This is a genomic window from Brevibacillus antibioticus, assembly GCF_005217615.1.
GTDB lineage: Bacteria > Bacillota > Bacilli > Brevibacillales > Brevibacillaceae > Brevibacillus > Brevibacillus antibioticus.
Genome location: NZ_SZNK01000001.1, coordinates 4,328,769 through 4,351,484, shown reverse-complemented (window position 1 = coordinate 4,351,484; position 22,716 = coordinate 4,328,769). Strand labels below are relative to the sequence as shown.

General features: G+C 45.9%; 21 protein-coding genes and 1 riboswitch. Of the genes, 18 read left to right on the top strand and 3 right to left on the bottom strand.

Annotated features, from left to right (window positions below; all coding sequences use genetic code 11):
* The first annotated feature begins 45 nt into the window (after positions 1-45).
* Positions 46-672 (top strand): SCO family protein, encoded by a 627-nt coding sequence (locus E8L90_RS20855; RefSeq protein ID WP_244297331.1) that lies wholly within the window; start codon positions 46-48, stop codon positions 670-672.
* On the opposite strand, the gene E8L90_RS20850 is transcribed toward E8L90_RS20855, so the two are convergent.
* Entirely contained in the window at positions 669-1,007 is a 339-nt protein-coding gene (locus E8L90_RS20850) for a YqzG/YhdC family protein (RefSeq protein ID WP_137033543.1), read from the bottom strand. The genes E8L90_RS20855 and E8L90_RS20850 overlap by 4 nt on opposite strands.
* A gap of 66 nt (positions 1,008-1,073) precedes the next feature.
* On the opposite strand from E8L90_RS20850, the gene E8L90_RS29980 reads away from it, so the two are divergent.
* The 6 genes from E8L90_RS29980 to E8L90_RS20820 all read left to right on the top strand — a co-directional run bounded on the left by E8L90_RS29980 (position 1,074) and on the right by E8L90_RS20820 (position 7,407).
* Positions 1,074-1,298, top strand: a complete 225-nt coding sequence (locus E8L90_RS29980; RefSeq protein ID WP_162309018.1) for a hypothetical protein — start codon at positions 1,074-1,076, stop codon at positions 1,296-1,298.
* 85 nt (positions 1,299-1,383) lie between these two features.
* Positions 1,384-3,054 carry a ribonuclease J1 gene (gene rnjA / locus E8L90_RS20845; RefSeq protein ID WP_016740823.1) on the top strand — a complete coding sequence of 557 codons (1,671 nt, stop codon included), beginning with the start codon at positions 1,384-1,386 and terminating at the stop codon, positions 3,052-3,054.
* 79 nt (positions 3,055-3,133) lie between these two features.
* Positions 3,134-3,562: a BrxA/BrxB family bacilliredoxin gene (locus E8L90_RS20840; RefSeq protein WP_007721164.1), complete on the top strand. Its 429-nt coding sequence runs from the start codon at positions 3,134-3,136 to the stop codon at positions 3,560-3,562.
* 610 nt (positions 3,563-4,172) lie between these two features.
* Entirely contained in the window at positions 4,173-4,910 is a 738-nt protein-coding gene (locus E8L90_RS20830; protein ID WP_208759438.1) for an SDR family oxidoreductase, read from the top strand.
* A 239-nt stretch (positions 4,911-5,149) separates the two neighbouring features.
* On the top strand, positions 5,150-5,704 hold the full coding sequence (locus E8L90_RS20825) for an RNA polymerase sigma factor (protein WP_137031151.1): 555 nt from the start codon (positions 5,150-5,152) through the stop codon (positions 5,702-5,704).
* Positions 5,701-7,407 carry a DUF4179 domain-containing protein gene (locus E8L90_RS20820; RefSeq protein WP_137031149.1) on the top strand — a complete coding sequence of 569 codons (1,707 nt, stop codon included), beginning with the start codon at positions 5,701-5,703 and terminating at the stop codon, positions 7,405-7,407. Before E8L90_RS20825 ends, E8L90_RS20820 begins: the two co-directional genes overlap by 4 nt.
* Before the next feature lie 60 nt (positions 7,408-7,467).
* On the opposite strand, the gene E8L90_RS20815 is transcribed toward E8L90_RS20820, so the two are convergent.
* The gene (locus tag E8L90_RS20815; protein WP_137031147.1) at positions 7,468-8,697 is read right to left on the bottom strand and encodes an MFS transporter; all 1,230 of its coding nucleotides are present in this window, start codon (positions 8,695-8,697) and stop codon (positions 7,468-7,470) included.
* Between the two features lie 187 nt (positions 8,698-8,884).
* On the opposite strand from E8L90_RS20815, the gene E8L90_RS20810 reads away from it, so the two are divergent.
* From E8L90_RS20810 to E8L90_RS20790, 5 genes are all read left to right on the top strand, one after another.
* On the top strand, positions 8,885-9,871 hold the full coding sequence (locus E8L90_RS20810) for an LCP family protein (protein ID WP_137031145.1): 987 nt from the start codon (positions 8,885-8,887) through the stop codon (positions 9,869-9,871).
* A 156-nt stretch (positions 9,872-10,027) separates the two neighbouring features.
* Positions 10,028-10,143: riboswitch (SAM riboswitch) on the top strand.
* A gap of 100 nt (positions 10,144-10,243) precedes the next feature.
* Positions 10,244-11,257, top strand: coding sequence for a methionine ABC transporter ATP-binding protein (locus tag E8L90_RS20805; protein ID WP_137031143.1), 1,014 nt, complete (start codon positions 10,244-10,246; stop codon positions 11,255-11,257).
* Entirely contained in the window at positions 11,258-11,923 is a 666-nt protein-coding gene (locus tag E8L90_RS20800; RefSeq protein WP_137031142.1) for a methionine ABC transporter permease, read from the top strand.
* A 60-nt stretch (positions 11,924-11,983) separates the two neighbouring features.
* A complete protein-coding gene (locus E8L90_RS20795) occupies positions 11,984-12,823 on the top strand; it encodes a MetQ/NlpA family ABC transporter substrate-binding protein (protein ID WP_137031140.1) in 840 nt (279 codons plus the stop codon).
* Positions 12,824-13,012: 189 nt separating this feature from the next.
* Entirely contained in the window at positions 13,013-14,662 is a 1,650-nt protein-coding gene (locus E8L90_RS20790; RefSeq protein WP_137031138.1) for a peptide ABC transporter substrate-binding protein, read from the top strand.
* A gap of 57 nt (positions 14,663-14,719) precedes the next feature.
* Here the strand turns inward: E8L90_RS20790 and E8L90_RS20785 are convergent, their stop codons facing one another.
* Positions 14,720-15,169 carry an SRPBCC family protein gene (locus E8L90_RS20785; protein WP_137031136.1) on the bottom strand — a complete coding sequence of 150 codons (450 nt, stop codon included), beginning with the start codon at positions 15,167-15,169 and terminating at the stop codon, positions 14,720-14,722.
* A gap of 115 nt (positions 15,170-15,284) precedes the next feature.
* Here E8L90_RS20785 and E8L90_RS20780 point away from each other — a divergent pair, with 115 nt between their 5' ends.
* From E8L90_RS20780 to E8L90_RS20755, 6 genes are all read left to right on the top strand, one after another.
* Positions 15,285-16,088 carry a helix-turn-helix domain-containing protein gene (locus E8L90_RS20780; protein ID WP_208759437.1) on the top strand — a complete coding sequence of 268 codons (804 nt, stop codon included), beginning with the start codon at positions 15,285-15,287 and terminating at the stop codon, positions 16,086-16,088.
* A 240-nt stretch (positions 16,089-16,328) separates the two neighbouring features.
* Complete coding sequence (locus E8L90_RS20775; protein ID WP_137031134.1) at positions 16,329-17,954, top strand: peptide ABC transporter substrate-binding protein; 1,626 nt, start codon at positions 16,329-16,331, stop codon at positions 17,952-17,954.
* Between the two features lie 362 nt (positions 17,955-18,316).
* Positions 18,317-19,969: a peptide ABC transporter substrate-binding protein gene (locus E8L90_RS20770; RefSeq protein WP_137031132.1), complete on the top strand. Its 1,653-nt coding sequence runs from the start codon at positions 18,317-18,319 to the stop codon at positions 19,967-19,969.
* Positions 19,970-20,105: 136 nt separating this feature from the next.
* Entirely contained in the window at positions 20,106-21,701 is a 1,596-nt protein-coding gene (locus E8L90_RS20765) for a peptide ABC transporter substrate-binding protein (RefSeq protein ID WP_137031130.1), read from the top strand.
* A 128-nt stretch (positions 21,702-21,829) separates the two neighbouring features.
* On the top strand, positions 21,830-22,087 hold the full coding sequence (locus E8L90_RS20760; RefSeq protein ID WP_007721136.1) for a hypothetical protein: 258 nt from the start codon (positions 21,830-21,832) through the stop codon (positions 22,085-22,087).
* A gap of 41 nt (positions 22,088-22,128) precedes the next feature.
* Positions 22,129-22,605, top strand: a complete 477-nt coding sequence (locus E8L90_RS20755) for a hypothetical protein (RefSeq protein WP_137031128.1) — start codon at positions 22,129-22,131, stop codon at positions 22,603-22,605.
* Positions 22,606-22,716 lie beyond the last annotated feature (111 nt).

The window sequence follows — 22,716 nt, the reverse complement described above, 5'->3', positions numbered from 1 at the left end:
AATCAGGAGGCATCACGCATGGGACAAGCAGGGAGGAAGCGACCCGTGAGTGAAGGAACACAATTGCAGCAGGAATCTGCGATGAAGAAGCATTGGTTTCCTGTGTTAGCTGGTATTATCATTTTGGCTATCGTCGGAGTATTTGGTTATAAGTACATGACACATGAGAAGATCGAAGTGTTGAAGCCCATCGCGGACTTCACCTTAGACAACAGTGACGGAACAACCTATACATTTAATAAAAGTGCTGGCAAGGTACGACTGGTAGAGTTTATGTTTACCAAGTGCCCGGATATTTGTCCGGCGACCACGTACAACATGGCCAAGCTGCAAGAACAGTTGAAGGAAAAGGGACTGTTCAAAGACAAAGTGGAGTTTGTTTCTATTTCCTTTGACCCTGATAACGATACACCGGAAGTCTTGCAGGAGTATGCAGCCAAGTTCAAGGCAGATCAGAGTGGCTGGAAGTTCCTCCGTGGGGATGCTCAGGCTGTAGAGAAAGTCACGAAGGATTTTGGTTTGATGGTCATTAAGGAGCCAGATGGTTCTTATTCCCATACGGCTCGCATGTTCCTGGTGGATGGAGATGGAAACATGCGCCGCGCGTACGGGATGGCAGCTAACATGGAACTGGAAGTCATGATGAAAGAGATGGAACAGCTCGCTGACTAGCTGGTCTCCTCATAGGAGATGTTTACGACTTTTTCTGTCTGATTTACAAATTCAATATGAACGAGTAACGCCCACCTGCGATTGCTTTCTTGAAGCAAGAGCTTAAACGTCTCTTCCGACGTGGTGGGCGTTTTTTGTTTTCGTCCGACGTGCAGGTAGTCGACAATTTGAGCGTTTGGATATCGCTTCATCGTTTCCTGCATCGCGAGCCTGCCCCATTTTGCATAGGACGGCTGGGCATAGGTAGGGAACGGCTGAAATAGGAGCAGGAAAAGTACGGTAGAGAGAAGGGGCATCATGTTCCGGTAGCGAAATAGGCGACGAGCGGTCTGCACTTGCTTATCCCTCTCCTTTTCGAAATGGCTTGCCATGTATTTTGAAGACTTTTCGGAATGTCATTCGTGGAAAATAATGATAATGAAGTGCGGGAGGTATTGGATGCATTACTTGCTCATTCCCTTATTTGGCGTTCCTGGCACTCTTCAGGAGAAATAACGGAGGTATGGACGGGTGATTCTTATGCGAAGCGCGACTTCTGGCGAGAGCAAGTGTCGTTACGGATGAACGAGTTGCCGATTTGGAGTATCAGTATTCGATTATTGACCGAAGATGAATGTGTGGAATAGACAAGACTGGGTGAAACGAACGTCTTACGTTGTGATATAATAAGAATGGCATGCTTGGTTCGGATTCCCATAATCATGCACGACGATGTTAGGAGGAAAGAGATTGAGCGACGTTAAGATTTTCGCGATGGGCGGCCTCGGCGAGATCGGAAAAAATATGTACTGCGTCGAGTATGAGGACGAAATCATCATCATTGACTGTGGGGTTAAATTCCCTGAAAATGAAATGTTCGGTATTGATCTGGTTATCCCGGATGTTTCCTATTTAGTGGACAACCAGCACAAGATCAAAGCACTTTTGTTAACGCACGGACATGAGGATCACATTGGTGCGATTCCTTATATTTTACGACAAATCAAGGTGCCGATTTACGGTGGTCGTCTGACCCTGGGCTTGGTCAAGGCGAAGCTGGAAGAGCACCGTTTGCAAAATGAAGTGAAGCTGATTCCGATTTCGGAAGATACGGAAATTCCTTTTGCGAAGCTGAAGGCGACATTCTTCCGGACGAACCACAGTATTCCAGACTCCCTGGGAATTGTGCTCCATACACCAGAGGGAATGGTCATACACACAGGTGACTTCAAGTTTGACATGACACCAGTCGGACAAACAACGGAGTACGGAAAAATTGCACGCTTTGGTGCGAGCGGGGACGTTTTGGCGCTTTTGTCTGATAGTACGAACAGTGAGCGCCCTGGATTTACGATGTCAGAGAGGTCGGTAGGGGAAGGGATTCTCGATGTGGTACGCAAAGCGCGTGGACGCATCATTCTGGCTACCTTCGCTTCCAACGTGCATCGCCTGCAACAGGTGGTAGATGCTGCAGAGCAGTGCAATCGCAAAGTGGCGGTTATTGGCCGCAGTATGGAAAAGGTTTTCTTGATTGGTCAAGAGCTGGGCTATATCCAGATGCCAGAGGGCATGCTGATTGATATTAAGCACATCGACAACTACGCGGACAACCAAGTACTGATTATTTGCACAGGCAGTCAAGGTGAGCCGATGGCAGCGTTGACTCGGATTGCATCTGGTTCCCATCGCACGGTTTCCATTTATCCGGAAGATACGGTGATCATTTCTGCATCCCCGATTCCAGGCAATACGATCAACGTAAGCCGTACGATAGACAAGCTGTATCGTGCAGGTGCCAACGTAGTATTGAGTCACGAATTTGATATTCACGCATCCGGTCATGGTAGCAGCGAAGAGTTGAAGCTCATGCTCAACTTTATTCGTCCGAAATATTTCATTCCGATCCATGGGGAATATCGGATGCTCAAGACTCACTCCAAGCTGGCCCAACAGGTTGGGATCGAGGAGAGCAACATCTTTATTATGGACAACGGCGAAGTGCTGAATTGTAACCGCGAAAAAGCGTGGCTCAGTAAAGTACAAGCAGGGATTGTCCTCATTGATGGCAGTGGTATCGGCGATGTGGGCAATATCGTCCTGCGCGACCGTAAGCATTTGGCTGAGGATGGCTTGATGGTCGTGGTTGTCAGCCTGGATATGAAGAACTTCAAAATTTTGACGGGCCCAGATATCGTGAGCCGCGGCTTCGTATACGTACGCGGCTCTGAATCCTTGATTCAGGAAGCGACACAGCTCGTTCGTGGACGTCTTCAGGAAGCATTAGATAAGAAAATCAAGGAATGGTCTGAGCTGAAGTCACAGATTAATGAAGTGATTAAACCATTCATTTATGAAAAAACAGGCCGTAACCCAATGATTCTTACCATTTTGATGGAAGTGTAGCTTCTGCTTTCTCGGGTAGGCGCAGTCGGGGTATAATAATAAGTAAGTTGAACACGTGATATAAAGGAGAGATTGCCCAATGATGTCTTATGAAGCGTATATGAGCCAAGTAATTCAACCAATGCGCGATGAGTTGACTCGCAACGGTTTTCAAGAGCTTCGCACTGCTGAAGAAGTAGAGCAAGCACTGCCAAATGCAAAAGGCCTGACACTTGTTGTCGTGAACTCGGTTTGTGGCTGCGCAGCAGGACTCGCTCGTCCAGCAGTTGTACATTCCTTGAATCACGCTACAAAGCCGGATAACATCTTCACTGTATTCGCAGGTCAAGACAAGGAAGCGACTGCAAAAGCACGTGAGTATTTCGAAGGCTATGCTCCGTCTTCCCCATCCTTCGCGATCATGAAAGATGGCAAAATCATGACCATGGTCGAGCGTCATCAGATCGAGAACAATGAACTGGCGACAATCGCTGGCTTGTTGACCAACGCTTACGACACTTACAAATAAGAAAGTACGAAACATCACGAGGCGCCCGGTAACGGGCGTCTTTTTTGACGGACTTGAAATGGGGCTGTAGTGAAGAGAAGAATATTTCCAGTCTAGGCTCCAGGCTCCAGGCTCCGTCCATCTGAGGGTTAAGACTGTCCGCTCCGAAGGGATTCGCGGGGAAACGCAAAAGTGGTAGCCGCTACGCCGTATGGGCACGGTTGCGTTTCTGTTGCCCGCGAATCCCTTCTCCGCTCGGTAGGACTCCACAAGTCGCTACGCCTGGAAATATTCTTCTCTGTCGTTACTGATGGCATCTTACATTCTTTTAAGACTTTTAAAAACCGATTTACATGGAAAGCTCGTAGAGGAAACAGGAGAAAAAAGCGAAGATCTTAGGGACACCGACCGAGACGCAATGCAAAAAGCGAAACACGCTCTTAAGCGTCCACCTCTGAAACACATCCTGAAAGAACTACTTTGGACGCGGTTTCGCTTTTTGCATGGAGTCGGGCAGTCAATCTCCCAGTGGGTGGACCTAGAATCTGAGCGTTTTCTCCTGTTTCCTCCCCACCACTACAGCCCCAACTCAAATTTATTGGGATTGATTCCCTTTTGTTATTATACTAAAATGTTTATTAAGTATAATAATGGAGGGGGAGAGAAATTGAACAAGCTGGTATTGATTACAGGCGTGACACGTGGGTTGGGCAGGGAGATGGTCGAGCGTTTTCACGAAGCAGGCTGGACAGTTGCAGGCTGCGGTCGTTCGGAAAAAGAGGTGCAAGGATTGCGTCATCAATTCGGAGAACAGCATCATTTTTCTGTCGTCGATGTTTCGATCATGGAGCAAGTGGAAAAGTGGGCAGAGGAAGTCAGAGCCGAGGTGGGCGTTCCCGATCTGTTGATTAATAATGCTTCTATTATAAACCGGAACAGCCCAGTCATTGGTCTAGCGGCAAATGAGTTTTCGAGAGTAATGGACATCAATGTGAATGGCGTCTTCTATGTAATTCGCGCTTTTTTACCGTTTATGGTTCAGCGCGCAAATGGCGGAGTCGTCGTCAATATTAGCTCGTACTGGGGAAGACACGGGGAAGCGTTTTTATCGCCGTACTGCGCTTCGAAATTCGCCATCGAAGGATTGACGCAATCATTGGCAGCCGAATTGCCTGAGGGAATGGCCGCCGTGACGCTTGATCCAGGAGGCAGTATCGATACTGCCATGCTCCATTCATGCTCACCAGAAGATGTGGACACCGCACCGAATCCAGTAGAGTGGAGCCGTGTAGCGGTACCGTACATCATCGGACTTGGGCCGAAAGACAACGGAAAGTCGCTTACCTGCCCACCAGTGAGAAACAACTGAAGATCGTTGCCATTGTTTCATTAGCTGTCGGGAATGCCCTCGGCAGCTTTTTTGGTATGAAAAAATCTCCCGTCAATGGGAGGTTTTTTCACTTACATAAAATTTTTCAAAAAAATTGCGATCTTTTTCCACCATTTTCCGTCGTATTAAGGTGTACAAGAAAAAAGGTGATAGCTGCGCAGCGTACCTTTTTGAACCTGTAGCCCTCGATACAGGTTTTGATATGGGGAGGAAGACAGATGCAGGACGATAGGCTGATCATTGAGGAGGTCCTCCGAGGGAACAAGGAGGCGTATTCTCAGATCATACAAAAATATAACAAAAGGGTCAGATTGCTCATTCGCAAGATGATTGGACAGCCGCATCTTGAGCAAGACATGGCTCAGGAGATCTTTATCAAGGTGTATTACCATTTGGGTGACTACAGCAAAAGCTACGAATTTGGTGCCTGGCTCTACAGGATTGCCACCAATTATTGCTTTGATGAACTGCGTAACCGCAAACGGACGCTTACGGTTATAGATGCAGAGATTGAACTGGCTACCAGTCATACACCTGAACTTGAGTACCTTGCAAAAGAGCAGAAAGTCTTTTTGCAAAATCGAATGATGACCCTGGAGTCTAAATACCGCGTCGTCCTGGAACTGCGTTACCTCCAATTTTTGAGCTACGAAGAAATTAGCGAGGAGCTGGGTGTTCCCATCAGTACGGTGCGAACACGTCTTTCCAGAGGCAGGGCCAAGCTCAAAAATGCCATTACGAATTCGGGGAAAGGAGGGGACCTCTACCTATGACATGCTTGGATAAATTCATGCTGAACTCGTATCTGGAAGATAAGCTTCCTTTGCGAGTGAAACAAGAAGTACAACGGCATCTGGATACATGCAGTTCGTGCCAGTTCGAGTTTGAGCAATATTTGGATGAGCTGGATACATCCGATTATGAAGCGGAAGATGTATGGCAGACGGAGGAAACCATCCAAAATGTCATAGACAAGCTCCCCGCTTACCCGATGAACGTACTCAAACCCGTTCAAAAACAACCGGTTCAAATAAATTGGAAAAAGCGGAGTGTGGATATTGTGAAGAAAACGACGATTGCAGTTGCAGGGTTGGCTATGGTGGTTACATTCGGAACAGCAGTTTCTCCTACGTTTGCGAGCTATATGAATGGAATCTATGCATCGATCAATCCGAGTGAGATCACGGTAACAAAAGGACCTTACAATGCGAAACAAGTAGTTGACCTGTTTGATAAAAAGCAGACGGACATTGGCGTGAAGAAAGCGGCAGAAAACGGCTTTGTACAGCCGCTTGACATGAAGGTGACAGACCAAGGTCTGACCATGGAAATCAGTGCAGTTGTAGCCGATCCCTTGCGTATCATGGTTCTGGGCTCGGTGAAGGACTCGTCAGGCAAAAAAATTCCTTCGTTCTGGAAGGATCAGTTCTCAATTATTTCAGGTGACACTGTTCATGAATTCAGGGAAGTTCGACTGAAAGATAAAAATGGCAAAGTAATCACGTATTTAGATGATAAATCGGAATTGCTGAGATGGCTGCCGCTGCCGAACGGTGAAAACTTCGCCTACGGAGGACAACTGGGTGTATACTTTAATGAAGAGAATCCGATGCCGGACGAATTGATTTTGGAAATGCGCGTGAAGCGCCTGACAGATACGAAAGGCACGTGGAATTTCGATATCCCGATTGATATGCGACCAGCAAAAGCAGCCATGAAAAAAGTAGCGTTGAACAAGAAGTTAGAAACTACAACAGGGGCAACAATAGAGCTAAAAGAAGCGCGCTTTGCCCCCACTGCTACGCAGCTAGAGTTCTCAAACAGCAATCTGAATGAGAAAGTAGTGGCGGGTTTTCGTTACGAGCTTGTCGATGAAAAGGGGACTGTAGTGGGCAAATGGGATGATATGATTAAATCCGATGAAAGGGATCACAATCTCAATATCATAGGCATGAGCTATGGTTCGTCGGTTGACTTCACAACGAAGTGGCAGCCAAGTACGAGTTTTGTCCATACGTACATGCCACTGGACCCAGCAAAAAACTTGACAATGAAGCTCGATGCTGTCTATACAGGAGAGAAAGTCTCTTCTCAAACCAAGCTATCTCTTGCTGAACTGGAGAAAAATCCGAAAAAAGTAGATGTTGCTGGGAACCAAATCACGTTTAAATCGATCGAAATGGAAGTTAATGAGGAGAATACCTCAATCGATATTCCAGTGGAAGCCATTCTTGCCAAAGATATTGTGGGACTTCCAAAGCTATTGACGGTAAAGGACGAAAACGGGAATGAGGCCAGAGTAGTAAGGTTAATGGTCAACAAAAAAGAAAACCAAAATGGTACGATAAAACTCGAAGGGAAGCTAGAAGTGCTCTTTCAGAAAAAAGATGTGAAGGAAATAACAGTCTTCCTCGATCATGTAATAAAAGAGAACAAAGTCGATTGGGAAGTGCAAATCAAGGGAGAAAAGAAGTAGTGTAATGAACAAGCCGCTCGTTCCTGTAATAGGGATCGGGCGGCTTCTTTGCAATTGAAATCAGTATTTAGCAACCTCTGCTTGATTTTCCCGATGAAAATAAGCATGTAACAGACAGAGCAGAACCGAACCCGCAGAGACAAGCGTTGCCAAGAACAGAGTTGGATGAATGCCACCATGGTCATACATGAACCCCATAGCCAGCGGCCCCAAGAGCCTTCCGCCAGTTGTAATTGCCCCTACGACCCCCAAATAAAAGGGAGCATTCTCTCCGGTTTTTTCCGATATAAAAGTAGGAATAGTGGGCGAGATGAGCATTTCTCCAAATGTAGTGATAACCATTCCGACAACAAATGCGTAATAACTACCGTGGTAGACAAGCATACACCCAAAACCGACAGCATACGCGATGGCACTGACGACGAGTTGGGCAGACAAGCTCTGATTCAACAACCGCTTGATCCAGGACGTGATGGGCTGGCCAGCAAAAATGATAATCCCGTTGATGGTCCACAGCCAGCTATACGATGACAATGGCATACCCTGCTCTGTAATGTAAGGAGCAACGCCTGTGTTCCAAACCGTATTGGAAAAGAAAATGAGTGCTGCGCCCAATGCCATAAACAAATACAACTGGTACCGCAATAGCAGGGTAAAGTTGTTTTTCTCGCGGTGTTTTTGCTGTTCCTCCTGTTGCTCACCTACCAGATCCTGATGCGAAATATTCTTCATGAAAAGGAAGAAAAACAAGGCAAAGAGTAAGGTGCTCGTGCTGTTGAACCAAAACGTAAGCTGGAAGGATAAAGTGGCAATGACTCCAGCCAACGCGGTACCGATTGCCATCCCTAGGTTGTTTCCGACATAGACGATGTTAAACAATTCTCGGCGCTGTTCCTTCCAACGAAAGCCGATAAATGCCTGAATGGCAGGAAACGATAGGTTGAACGTAAAGCCAAGCCCCATCATGAGTATCAGGTAGAAAGGCCAGCTCTGAACGAAAGGAATGGAAAATTGAATAAGTCCTTGAAAAATCAATGCACCGACAATGAGACGCTTGGCACCTAGTCGATGAAACAACGATCCGCCGATGAATTGGCCGAAGATTCCAGCCAGAGATTGGATCATCAAGACGAATCCAGCTTCTGTCATCGAGCGTTGCAAAATGGTATGTACGTATAAGGTAGTAAGTGGCCACATAAAGGCGCTCCCGGAGGAGTTGATAAAGCTGGCGATGAGGAAAAAAATGGCCTCACGTGGATAGCGATTGAGGAAAGCTGACGGTGATATCACGCGAATGCACCCCTTACCCATTATGGATAAGAACAGTATAGTGAGTTTTTGAAACTTTGTAAACTAAAATGTTTATAAAGTGATGGGTACCCAAATAAAGGCTGCTCCAATTTTGTCGAATTCGAGTATACTAGACAAAGTGGAGAGATGACATCAACTGAGGATAGAGAGAATAAAGGTGGACTTTATGAAAATATGGAAACGAGTGTTGCTTCTTTTGCTTGTCGTGATGGCTGCGACAGCTGGATATTACGGATACTCTTTTTATCAATTTGCTCAAAATATTCAAGAGCCTAACATCGCACCGCCTAGTGGTGGGAATTCCACCAAAGCAGCAGAAATACCTGAGTGGGATGGCAAGGAACGTGTCAATATCCTGCTGATGGGAGTAGACCGCAGAGGAATGAAAAATAACGGGCTTCCTCGTTCTGACTCCATGATGCTGGTCAGCATCGATCCTACGGGGAAACGTTATGACATGTTTTCAATCCTACGTGATACGTATGTAGATATTCCCGGTAGAGGCAGTTCGCGGATCAACTCTGCGATTGTAGAAGGTGGACCTGAGCTGGCAATGGAAACAGTTAGTCAGTTCACTGGACTTCCGGTTGATCGTTACGTGATTACTGACTTTGAAGGCTTCAAGGCTTTGATTGATGCAGTAGGCGGAGTCGAGATCAATGTAGAAAAAAACATGTATTATCATGACCCAACAGATAAAGGTGCCTACGATATTAATCTAAAAAAGGGTCTGCAAAAGCTGGATGGAGACAAAGCCTTGCAATATGCTCGTTTCCGCCATGATGCGACCTCCGATTATACACGGACGGAGCGGCAGCGGAAATTAATGACGGCAGTCGTGGATCAGATGAAGAACGGTACGACGCTGATGCAGCTTCCTACCATTTTGAAGGAAGTATCACCGTATGTTCAAACCAATATTAGTTCGGTGGACATGCTGAAGCTGTCTGCACTTGGATTAAAATTGAATACGTTAGAGCCAGGTAACTATCAATTGCCGCCAATGGGGATGTTCCGTGAATCGCACCGAGCAGGCTCCGTTCTGGTTCCAGATGTCGATCAGGTTCAGTCGTTTGTCCAAGAAAAAATTACACCTCCTACAGAAGCATCAGATCAACCCGTGGAAGAAAAGAAAAGCAGCACGCAAAACTAAGCGTGCTGCTTTTTTTGTGATAAATCATCCGCAACGGCGTCATGGATCAAAAAACTTTTCCTGCTATTACTATTGACGTGATATTTTCAAAAAGGATATAATCCGTTTTGTATCATCATGAAATAGAAAAAACGAACATAATATACGTAGATATCTTTCTTATCAAGAGAGGCGGAGGGACAGGCCCTATGAAGCCCGGCAGCCGGTTCATTTTCGAATGAACGTCGCGGTGCCAATTCCTACAGGATTATTGGATCTTGTACAGATGAGAAGGGTGGATGCGAACGTATACATTGCGTTGCAGCCCCTTTTTCGTTTGTGAAAAAGGGGTTTTTATATTTTTATCAAGATTATGGTCGGGAGGTGGATGCGTTGATCCAACTGCGTCATTTGCATAAAAGCTATCAAGTACAAGGTAAAACCATCCCAGCGTTAACGGGGATCGACCTTTCCATAGAGCAAGGAGAAATATACGGGATTATCGGACACTCTGGTGCCGGGAAAAGTACATTGATCCGATGCATCAATTTGCTGGAGCGTCCAACTTCAGGGGAAGTTATTGTGGACGGCGTCGATTTGACAAAGCTGGATGAAGGGAAGCTGCAAGAAAAGCGTCGCGCAATCGGTATGATTTTTCAACACTTCAACTTGCTATCTTCTTCAACAGTCGGCGAAAATGTCGCTTTTCCGCTCAAGCTGGCAAAGCGTCCGAAGGCAGAGATTGATAAGAAAGTGAACGAGCTGCTAAAGCTGGTTGGCTTGGAGGCACATAAGGACAAATATCCAACCCAGCTGTCTGGCGGACAAAAGCAGCGTGTCGGGATCGCCCGTGCGCTCGCGAATGATCCAAAAGTGCTGCTCTGCGACGAAGCTACATCGGCTCTCGATCCGCAGACGACGAACTCCATTCTCGCACTCCTCTTGGACATCAACCGCAAGCTGGGCTTGACCATTGTGTTAATTACCCACGAGATGCACGTCATTCGCTCTATTTGTGATCGTGTCGGCGTGATTGATGGAGGAAAAATCGTCGAGTCGGGTAACGTACTGGATGTATTCCTTCGTCCGAAGCATCAAACGACACAAGAATTCGTGGAGCAAGTAGCAGACTCTACAGAGCTGCGCGAAGCAGTCGAGCACGAAAAGGCTTCGGGGAACCGCACGATTGCTCGTGTCACCTTCCTCGGAGAAAAAACGTACCAGCCTATCTTGTTCCAAACCATGCAAGAGACAGGTACGGTGTTCAGTATTTTGCAGGGAACCATTTCTCGCATGAAGGATACGCCGTATGGTCAGTTGGTAATCGAGCTGGAAGGCGATGTCGCACAGAATCAAAAGACCATTGAGACGCTGCGCCAACGTGGCTTGGAAGTAGAGGTGATATAAATGGACTGGACATTCGAAAATGTGGATTGGGCTGAAATCGGCGAAGGTACGATGGACACGCTCACGATGCTCGGCTTCTCCACTCTGTTTACCGTCCTGATTGGTTTGCCGTTGGGCATCATTCTGTTTTTGACTTCACGCGGACAGCTTTTGCAAAACCGCACTTTTTATTCGATCGCATCATTCGTTGTCAACGTATTGCGCTCGGTACCATTTATCATTTTGATGATCTTGCTGATTCCTGTGACGAAAATGCTCGTAGGAACCTCACTCGGGGTACTGGGTGCCATTCCGCCGCTCGTGTTTGGTGCCGCTCCATTTTTCGCACGTTTGGTGGAAACCTCTCTGCGTGAGATTGATAAAGGCGTGATTGAGGCTGCACAATCTATGGGTGCTTCCAATTGGCAGATCGTCTGGAATGTCCTTTTGCCAGAGTCTAGATCCGGTCTGATCGCGGGTATTACGATCACGACGGTAACGCTAGTCTCCTATACAGCGATGTCTGGGGTAATTGGCGGAGGCGGTTTGGGTGACTTGGCGATTCGATACGGATACCAGCGTTTCCAAACCGATGTCATGATTGTGACGGTTGTTATTTTGCTGGTGATGGTACAGATCTTACAATCGCTGGGGGACCGTCTGGTTCAGAAATTCAGCCGTAAATAGGATCTTTCCATATAGATTGACAAAAAATAAAACGAAATACATGCAAGGGGGAAATCATTCATGAAAAAGCTAGTCGTATCTGTACTTTCTACTGTGTTGGCATTTTCTTTGGCAGCTTGCGGAGGCAAAACCGAAACAGCACCTGCTCCAGCTGAAGGCGGTGCACAAGGCGGAAAACAGGAAGTAACATTGAAGGTAGGCGCTTCTCCCGTTCCACATGCAGCAATCTTGAAGTTCATTCAACCAAAACTGAAAGAACAAGGCGTGAACTTGGAAGTCCAAGAGTTCACTGATTACGTACAACCTAACGTTCAAGTGAACGAGAAACAACTCGACGCAAACTTCTTCCAGCACAAGCCTTACCTGGAAGACTTCAATAAAGGCCAAAACATGAACCTGGTGCCAGTAGTGGCTGTACACATCGAACCATTTGGCGCTTACAGCAAAAAAATAAAATCTGTAGATGAATTAGCTGATGGCGCAACAATCGCGCTGCCAAACGACGCGACAAACAGCGGTCGTGCACTCGCACTCTTGGAGAAAAACGGTTTGATCAAGCTGAAAGAAGGCGCTGGCATCAGCGGTACAGTGAAAGATGTTGTTGAGAACAAGAAAAACCTGAAATTAAAAGAAGTAGAAGCAGCAATGCTGCCGCGTGTTCTGGAAGAAGTAGATTTGGCGCTGATCAACACGAACTACGCGCTGCAAGCAAAGCTTGTTCCAACCAAAGACGCTCTGTTTATTGAAGATAAAGATACTCCATACGCAAACTTCTTGGTAGCTCGTCCTGACAACAAGGATTCCGAAGCCATTCAAAAGCTGGCAAAAGCACTGAACTCACCTGAAGTGAAAAAGTTCATTGAAGATGAATACAAAGGCGCGATTATCCCAGCGTTCTAAAAGTAGAAATAATTGATCGATCAACAAAAGCCCAACTGGCCGAAAAGCTGGTTGGGCTTTACTTTTATTTATAATATGGTGAATTTTCATAAAATTAAATTAAATATAGCGCAACCCTGTTTTCAACCCAATTCCGGTCGCGTATATTGTGTTTGAAATGAGAAAATATAGATAAGGGGGAATTTTCAGATGAAACGAAATCTCAAGTTGTTTCTTGGCGCGATGTTGGTCGCTGGAAGCGTGTTAGCTGGATGCTCCACAAGTACGCAGCCATCTACGACAACCCCTCCAGCTGAGGGAACTGCAGCGACCGCTGAAAAGCCTGCAAATGGAAAGCCCCACGTATTTCGGGCGAACATTATGAGCGAGCCTGCGACAGCGGACCCTGGGCTTGCGAAAGATGCCACTGCGGGAGCGATCGTTCGTGCTACGTTTGATGGCTTGACTCGCTTCGATGCAAACGCAAAGCCAGTGAATTCAGTAGCATCCGATGTGAAAATCTCGGATGACAAGCTGGTGTATACGTTTACGCTCCGTGACTCCAAATGGAGCAATGGTGATCCAGTAACTGCCCACGACTTCGTGTATGCATGGAAACGTGCACTCGGCAAGACCTTTGGCGCGGAGTATGCCTATCAGCTGTACTACATTAAAAATGCGCAGCAGATTCACACAGGCAAGGCGAATCCCGACGAACTCGGCGCGAAGGCAATCGATGACAAAACACTGGAAGTCACACTGGAGAATCCAACGCCTTACTTCCTGGAGCTGACGGCTTTCTACACGTACTACCCGGTTAACAAAAAAGTAGTGGAGGCCAATCCAAAATGGGCAAACGAAGCGGCGACGCACATAAGTAACGGTCCATTTAAGCTGACAGCGTGGGGGCACAAGAGCAAGATCGTACTTGAAAAGAACGAGCACTACTGGGATAAAGACGTAGTGAAGCTCGATCGCATTGAGATCGCGATGATCGAGGACGATAATACAGCCCTGTCCATGTTCGAAAACGGTGAGCTGGATTGGGCAGGTCAGCCACTCGGCGGACTTCCCACCGATGCGATCCCAACACTGAGAGACGCGGGTAAGCTCGTTGTTCATCCAAAAGCCACGATGTACTGGTACAAGATGAATACGACAAAAGGGCCGCTCAGCAATGTGAAAATTCGTAAAGCCTTGGCATACTCAGTTGACCGTAAAACCATCGTAGATAACATCACACAAGTGGGCCAAGTGCCAACGATGGGGATGCTGCCGCAATCTATGATTATCAACAAAGAAGGCTACTTCAAGGATAATGATGTAGAAACAGCCAAAAAGCTGTTGGAAGAAGGTATGAAGGAGCTTAACGTGTCAACTCTGCCTCCGATCACTTTGACTTACAATCCAAGCGACAGACATAAGAAAATTGCCGAGGCGCTTCAGGACCAATGGAAACAAAAACTTGGCATTGAAGTAAAGCTCATGGTGAAGGAGGCCACTGTTCACATACAGGATATGCATGAACTGAATTACGAAATAGGCCGTATCGGTTGGAATGCAGACTTTAATGATCCAATGAATTACCTGGAAATGTTCCGTGATGGTAATACAGGCAACAACGACACGGGCTGGGAAGACCCGCGCTACCAAGAGCTGCTGAAACAGGCATCGGTAGAAACTGATCCAGAGAAGCGCAAGCAACTGTTTGGCGAGGCTGAGCAAATCTTCATGGATGCTATGCCGTTGATTCCCATGTTCACGGATGTGGATATCTGGGTACAAAGCAACAAGGTGAAAGGCGTTCAAGTGGATGGACTCGGATTTATTGACTTGAAGTGGGCAGAAATGACGGAGTAACGAAAATAACAAAAATCCCGAGGCCAACGAAACGGATGGTCTCGGGATTCTTTTCTATTAGTAGCCAAAATCAAGTGCCTTGCCTGTCTCCGCATACGTCTTGATCGACGAGAGCATCATCGACCAATTGTTGCTCGTATTTGCGTAGGAGGGGTGGCCTTCTGTCCAATGATCGTGGATCAGTGTTAGCTTGGTGCAGCCGCCAATCGGTTCTAAGGTAATGGTGACGCGAGTCTGCAATTCCGCATGATTTTCGTAATAGGCAGGACCAGGATGTTCAGTGAAACTGAAAATGTGATGAGGCTCGAACTGCAAGATTTTCCCGTAAACATGCACCGTATCGTCACCGTCTTTTCCCGGACCAACATAAGCCATTTCATCGCCTACTTGAAAAGTCGAGCGTATCGTACACCCAAAGAAAGTGCTTTTTACGCCTTCATCGGTAGTAAGGACATGCCAGACCTGCTCTGGCGTAGCATCAATGTAGTAATCGAAGCGAAGATCCATCGTTTTACCCCCTGATTTTTTCATTTAGGAATTGTATTCAAGTCTCCCAACTACTACTCTTACTATAAGAAGAATTCGGTAGTGTGTATTGTAAAAACACGACAGGAGGCGCGCCTTGGAAAATCAGACTACCAAGCTCCCAAAGGGTGTACTGCATGCCATGATTGGGCAGAAGAAATTTTCGCTGGGCAGATACGAGCCATCCGCTGAAATTAGCTACTTCGTGCAGCATTACTGGGTCGTCCGCTGGGATTTGCGTACAGAACTACCTTACTTGCAAACTGTACTGGCTCATCCCAATGTGAATCTGGTGTTTGAAAAAGGAGCAACAGGCATTTTTGGTGTAGCCCGCACGACTTCCTCGCATCTTTTAACGGGACAAGGTCACGTTTTCGGAGTAAAATTCAGGCCCGGAGGTTTTTATCCGTTTCTGAATGCCCCGATATCAAAGCTGAGCGGCACTTCTACGAGTCTGGAAGCCGTGTTTGGTGTTGCCACTGACCAGCTTGAGAAAGAAGTGCTAAGCTTGCCAGATGATGAGCAAATGATGAAAAGGGTAGAAGTCTTTCTATTCGAACATTTGCCGAAGCCTGACCCGAATGTTGCGCGCATCAATGAAATTGTCAGGATGATTCAGGCGGATCGATCCGTACTCAGGGTCGAGGATGCGGTACAATTGACCGGTATGAACATGCGGACGATGCAGCGCTTGTTTGACCGTTATGTAGGGGTTAGCCCGAAGTCCGTCATCCAACGATACAGATTGCATGAGGCAGCGGAGCAGATTGACCAAGGGACGGTCCAAGATTGGCTGGACCTGTCTACCTCTCTAGGCTACTACGATCACTCTCACTTCATTCGAGATTTTCGAGCAATCGTCGGTGTAGCGCCGAACGAGTATCGACGAGCCCACATTTAATCATAGTGAACCCCTTCGCCTTCTGGCTGAGGGGTTGTTTTTTTGCTGCATAAATTTTTATGTACGAGGCATACTTCATCATGATGAAACTACTATTTTTATTTCCTTTAATAGAATTTGATGTTTGAATAAAACATAATTAATTTTGCTTAAAATGTCTTCAATATTACTAAAAATGCAGTATATTTGTGGAGTAGTGATCTATGAAGTTTTACCGATAGAAAATAGGGGGTCAACACCGTGAAAAAAAGCGTTTTTGCAGCAATGAGTTCTATCCTGGTTCTTAGTGCGGCGCTGGCAGGCTGTGGCGGCGGCGGTGAGAAAGCAGGCGAGCAAGGCAATGCTTCTAAGGAGCAAACAAGTGGTCCTAAAGTATTGAGAATGAACATGACGTCCGAGCCACCAACTGCTGACCCTGCATTGGCCGAGGATTCTACTTCCAGTGCGGTTCTGCGTGCAACATTTGATGGTCTCACTCGTATTGGCGAAGATGGCAAACCACATCCATCTGTGGCAGAAAAAATTAACGTATCCGAAGATGGTCTTACTTATACATTCACCCTGCGTGACAGCAAATGGAGCAATGGAGAGCCAGTTACTGCAAAGGATTTCGAATTCGCTTGGAAGCGAGCGCTCAATCCGAAGACAGCATCTAACTACTCCTACCAATTGTATTATCTGAAAAATGCAGAAGAATACAACAAGGGGAAAGCAAAAGCAGATGATGTTGGCGTAAAAGCGACAGACGATAAAACACTCGTCGTAACTTTGAAAAACCCAACACCATTCTTCTTGGAGCTGACTGCGTTCTATACGTACTACCCAGTTAACCAAAAAGTAGTGGAAGGCAGCGATAAATGGGCGGGTGAAGCTGCTACACACGTAGGTAACGGTCCATTCAAAATGGAAACATGGGAACATAAGAGCAAATTGGTTCTCGTGAAGAGCGATACTTACTGGGATAAAGACGCTGTAAAACTCGACAAGCTCAACTTCTCCATGGTTGAAGATGCAAATACTGAGCTGTCCATGTTCGAAAATGACGATTTGGATTGGTCCGGAGCGCCTTTGACCTCTCTTCCTACCGATGCGATTCCTGCATTGAAAGAATCCGGTCAAATGCAAACGCGCCCAATCGCGGGTACTTACTTGTACAAATTCAATACGGAAGTTCCGCCGTTCAACAACGCGAAAATCCGTAAGGCGTTTGCTTATGCAATCGATCGTAAATCTATCATCGAAAACATCACGCAAGCAAACCAAGAACCAGCTATGGGTCTGATCCCGCCAACAATGGCAGTGGCAACAAGCCCGTACTTCAAAGATGGCGATGTAGAAGCAGCGAAACAAATGCTGGCAGAAGGTATGAAGGAAGAAGGCATCACCAAAATGCCGACCCTGACTCTTTCCTTCAACACGTCTGAAGGCCACAAGAAAATTGCTGAAGCTATCCAAGACCAATGGAAAAAAGCACTCGGCGTAGACATTAAGCTGGAGAACAAAGAATGGAAAGTATTCTTGGAAGATGTGAACCAAGGTAAATTCCAAATCGCGCGTTCTAGCTGGACTGGTGACTACAACGATCCATACACGTTCTTGGATCTGTTCAAGGACAAAGATGGCGGTAACAACGACACGAAATGGGAAAATCCGAAGTACAAAGAGCTGCTGAACCAATCTGCTCTGGAACAGGACCCAGAAAAACGCAAACAAATCTTGGCACAAGCAGAAGCCATTTTCATGGACGAAATGCCAGCAACTCCAATCTACTACTACACACATTCTTATGTGAAAAAAGACAAAGTAAAAGGTGTAGTACTCGACGGTCTCGGTTTTGCAGACTGGAAATGGGCAGACATTCAATAAGAAAAAGCGCATAACTCGTTGTAAAAAAGGAAGGGTGCTACGGCGCCCTTCCTTTTTTTGTAAATCATTTCAAGAGAGAACAATCGAGCGGAGGATTGTGGGGAAATTTAGGTGAGTGAAAAATAGATCAATAAATGAGGTCTGAATCCTCAACTATGATAAAGCTTGATATTATGCGGTTATTCTTAGAAATATCGGAGTGGGAATTTTTTGGAAAAAATATTTATCGATCAATATATTTTACAATTTATTAATTCTCTTTATAAATAAATAAAAATTTATTAAATCATTCTAAAACATATTTAAAAAATATATAAAATCATGTATATTGATAAAAGATTTAGAAAAGGGGGATTACTTCTATGAAAAAGAATGTTTTCGTGGCAATGAGTTCTATCCTCGTTCTTGGTGCGGCACTCGCAGGATGCGGTGGCGGAAACCAGGCGGCACCAGCAGATAGCAATACATCGGCAGGAAAGACAGAAAATTCTGCACCGGCAACCGGCCCTAAAGTACTGAAACTGAACCTGCACTCCGAGCCGCCAACGGCTGACCCGGGTATCGCGGAAGATACAACTTCCGGCACCGTCATCACTGCTACCTTCGAAGGTCTGACTCGCGTTGGTAAAGACGGTAAATACTATCCAGCAGCAGCAGAGAGCTACACTATTTCTGACGACGGTAAAACATATACATTCAAAATTCGTGATAACAAATGGAGCAATGGCGATCCTGTATCGGCAAAAGATTTCGAATATGCTTGGAAACGCGCTCTTGATCCAAAAACAGCTTCCAACTATGCATACCAACTGTACTATGTGAAGGGCGCAGAAGCCTACAACAAGAAAAAGGGTAAAGTAGATGACGTTGGTGTAAAAGCAGTTGACGATAAAACACTCGTAGTAGAACTGGCAACCCCAACTCCATTCTTCCTGGAGCTGGTTGCATTCAAAACATACTTCCCAGTTAATCCAAAAGTAGTGGATGGCAACGAGAAATGGGCTACCGATGCGAAAACAGTTATTGGTAACGGTCCATTCAAAATGGATTCTTGGGAGCACAAGAGCAAGCTCGTCATTTCCAAAAACGATAACTACTGGGATAAAGACAACGTAAAATTGGACAAAATCGAATTCTCCATGGTAGAGGATGAGAATACAGAGCTGTCCATGTGGGAAAATGGTGAGCTGCACTGGGCGGGATCTCCAACTTCTGCACTACCAACTGATGCGATTCCGGCTTTGAAGGATTCCGGCAAAATGACAACACAGCCAATCGCGGGTACTTACTTCTACCGTTTCAACACAGAAAAACCACCGTTTAACAATGTAAAAATCCGTAAAGCTTTTACGTACGCAATCGATCGTCAAAGCTTGATCGACAACATCCTGCAAGCTGGTCAAATTCCTGCAACCGGCTATGTACCACCAAGCATGGCGTTGACCAAAGACGGCTTCTACAAGGATAACGACATCGAAGCAGCGAAGAAAATGCTCGAAGAAGGTATGAAAGAAGAGGGTCTCACCAAATTCCCGGCGCTTACTCTTTCCTTCAACACTTCCGAAGGTCACAAAAAGATTGCTGAGGCAATCCAAGACCAATGGAAGAAAAATCTGGGCGTAGACGTGAAGCTCGAGAACAAAGAGTGGAAGGTATACCTGGATGACGTACACCAAGGTAAATACCAAGTGGCGCGTGCAGGCTGGTTGGGTGACTTCAACGATCCAATCAACTTCCTGGAAATGTTCAAGGAAAAAGACGGCGGAAACAACGATACTCGTTGGGAAAATCCGAAATACAAAGAACTCCTGAACCAATCCGCTCTGGAGGCAAACCCAGAAAAACGTAAAGCAATCCTGGCTCAGGCTGAGCAAATCCTAATGGATGAAATGCCGATTATGCCAATCTACTACTATACTCAATCTTGGGTGAAGGACGACAGAGTACAAGATGTTATCATCGATGGTCTGGGTGCTGTAGATTACAAATACGCGGATTTCGTAGAGAAGAAATAATAGTCGTGCAGGTAAAAGAAGAGCGGTGTTTTACTCACCTCTCTTCTTTTTTTTGTCTATTTAACATCCAAATATTTACTTTTGTTGTATAATAATTTTTGGAAGATTCTTATTAAGGAAAATAGGAGGGTGTATGATGAAAAAGAGTGTTTTTCTGGCTTTGAGTTCAGTCCTTGTTTTCGGTGGAATAATGACAGGGTACGAAGGCGCTATCCAAGCAGCTGAGCCTAAGGTATTAAGAGTGAATCTGCAATCGGAGCCGCCTACAGCAGACCCAGGAATTGCAGAGGATACTAGCTCTAACACGATCATCACTGCTATATTCGAAGGTCTGACCCGTCTCGGAAAAGACGGAAAGGTGCACCCAGCCGCGGCAGAGAGCTATACGGTTTCTGAGGATGGGAAAACCTATATATTCAAGATTCGTGAAGCAAAATGGAGCAACGGCGATCAAGTAACGGCACATGACTTTGAATATGCTTGGAAACGTGCGCTCGATCCAAAGGAAGCTTCCAACTACGCCTACCAGTTGTATTATGTGAAAGGTGCAGAAGACTTCAACAAAGGGATCGGCAAGGCAGGGGACGTTGGCGTAAAGGCAATTGACGATAAGACGCTAAAAGTGGAACTGACAAACCCGACGCCATTTTTCTTGGAGCTCGTTGCTTTCAAAACATATTTCCCGGTGAACAAGAAGGTAGTCGAAGGCAATGAAAAATGGGCTGACGAGGCAAAGACGGTTGTTGGCAACGGACCATTCAAAATGGAAACATGGGAACACAAGAGCAATCTGAATGTCGTAAAGAACGAGAAGTACTGGGATAAAGCCAATGTAAACTTGGATAAGATCGAATTCATCATGATAGAGGATGAGAATACGGAGTTGTCCTTGTTTGATAACGACGAACTGGATTGGGCGGGTGCGCCAATGAACGCTCTGCCAATCGACGCACTTCCGATTTTGAGGGAAGGCGGCTTCTTGAAGACACAGCCAATCGCTGGTGCCTACTTCTACCGTTTCAATACAGAGCAAGCACCGTTTACCAACGCAAAAATTCGTAAGGCGTTCGCGTATGCCATTAATCGTGAAAGCATCACCTCCAATATCCTGCAAGCGGGTCAAGTGCCAGCAACAGGCTATGTACCACCGAGCACGGCGTTAAACAAAGACGGATACTTCAAAGACAATGACCTGGAAGCCGCAAAGAAATTACTGGTAGAAGGTATGAAGGAAGAGGGTATCTCCAAACTCCCGCCAATCACACTCAGCTACAACACATCCGAAGGTCATAAAAAGATCGCAGAAGAAATACAGGATCAGTGGAAGAAAAACCTCGGTGTAGATATCAAGCTCGAAAATAAAGAGTGGAAGGTGTTCTTAGACGACGTACACGAAGGTAATTATCAAATCGCTCGTGGAGGCTGGTTCGGTGACATCAATGATCCCATCAATTTCTTGGAAATGTTCCAGGAAAAAGACGGCGGAAACAACGATACACGTTGGGGAAATTCAAAGTACAAAGAGCTCCTGAACCAATCCGCTCTGGAGCAAGACCCAGAGAAGCGAAAAGCAATTCTCATGGAGGCTGAGCAAATCCTGATGGACGAAATGCCGATTATGCCAATCTACTTCTACGTGAACTCTTGGGTTCAGAACGAGAATTTGAAAGACGTTGTAATCGATGGTCTGGGTGCTATCGATTTCAAATATGCTGACCTCACCAAAAAATAAAAATGCAGGAGAAGAGGGCACTTTTCGTGTCCTCTTCTTTTTTTTAGTCTCATGGACAAATGACCAATCCATTACGTCCTTGGCTACATAGAGTAAAAAGGAACTAACTGCAACTAGGGGGGATTTTGATGGATATTGGTTCTTTGCTCAACATTGTTAAATCCATTCCTAAGGAAAAGCTGAGGACAGATGCGGGAATTAAGGAAGTCATCCGTGAAATGGCCAGAAAGTCAGGGAAAAAATTGACCGAGCAAGAGGTTAACAGTTATGCTGCGCAGTTTCGTCAGATGCAGAAAACAGAAAATGTCGGAAGTCTGTTGAATAAGCTTTCGAAAAAAGGTGTCACTGCAAAGGATTTGGAAAATATAAAAAAACGTTTTAGATAAGGGGGTAGAGTGAGGAGGGAGGTGGGATTATCGTTGAGAAGATGAAAGCGAAAAAGAAGCAGGTTGTCCCCAAGAATCATTTGCTAGAATCGATCAACAAACTTGCGGATGCGCAGCATACAAGCAATGAAAAAATGATGAGAGAAATGAATCAGGTGCGGCAGGAGCTACAGGATATGAAGAATTCACTGGCGCGTCTCAAACAAGCACCTCCAAGAAGTACAGGAGAACGGCGAGGTCTGCTGTTTGGAGGACGACGGAATACCGCCCAAGTGGAAGCTGTACCCCCGCCACAAAAGCCTGCCATTTCTATCGAAGATTTACTGCCGCTTTTACCGCATCTAGGCGACGCTATTCCCCAATTGAAAAACCCCAAGGTAGCCGACTCCATTAAGGTACTGTCGAATCCAGCTGTGATTTCGCTGATCCAGCAATTTCTTGCTAACGGGGGCTTGAACATGATAAAAAAACCGATTCAACAAGTAAGTAGGCAAGAGAGAAGGGGATTTTTTCGGTAACAAATGCTCAGTTGCAAAGACTGTCTCGCGGGGCTTGCGGAGGCGGTCTTTTCATTTTGGTACCAAAAGACTATAAACTTTACAGATCATCTAGCGTCTAATAGAATGGTG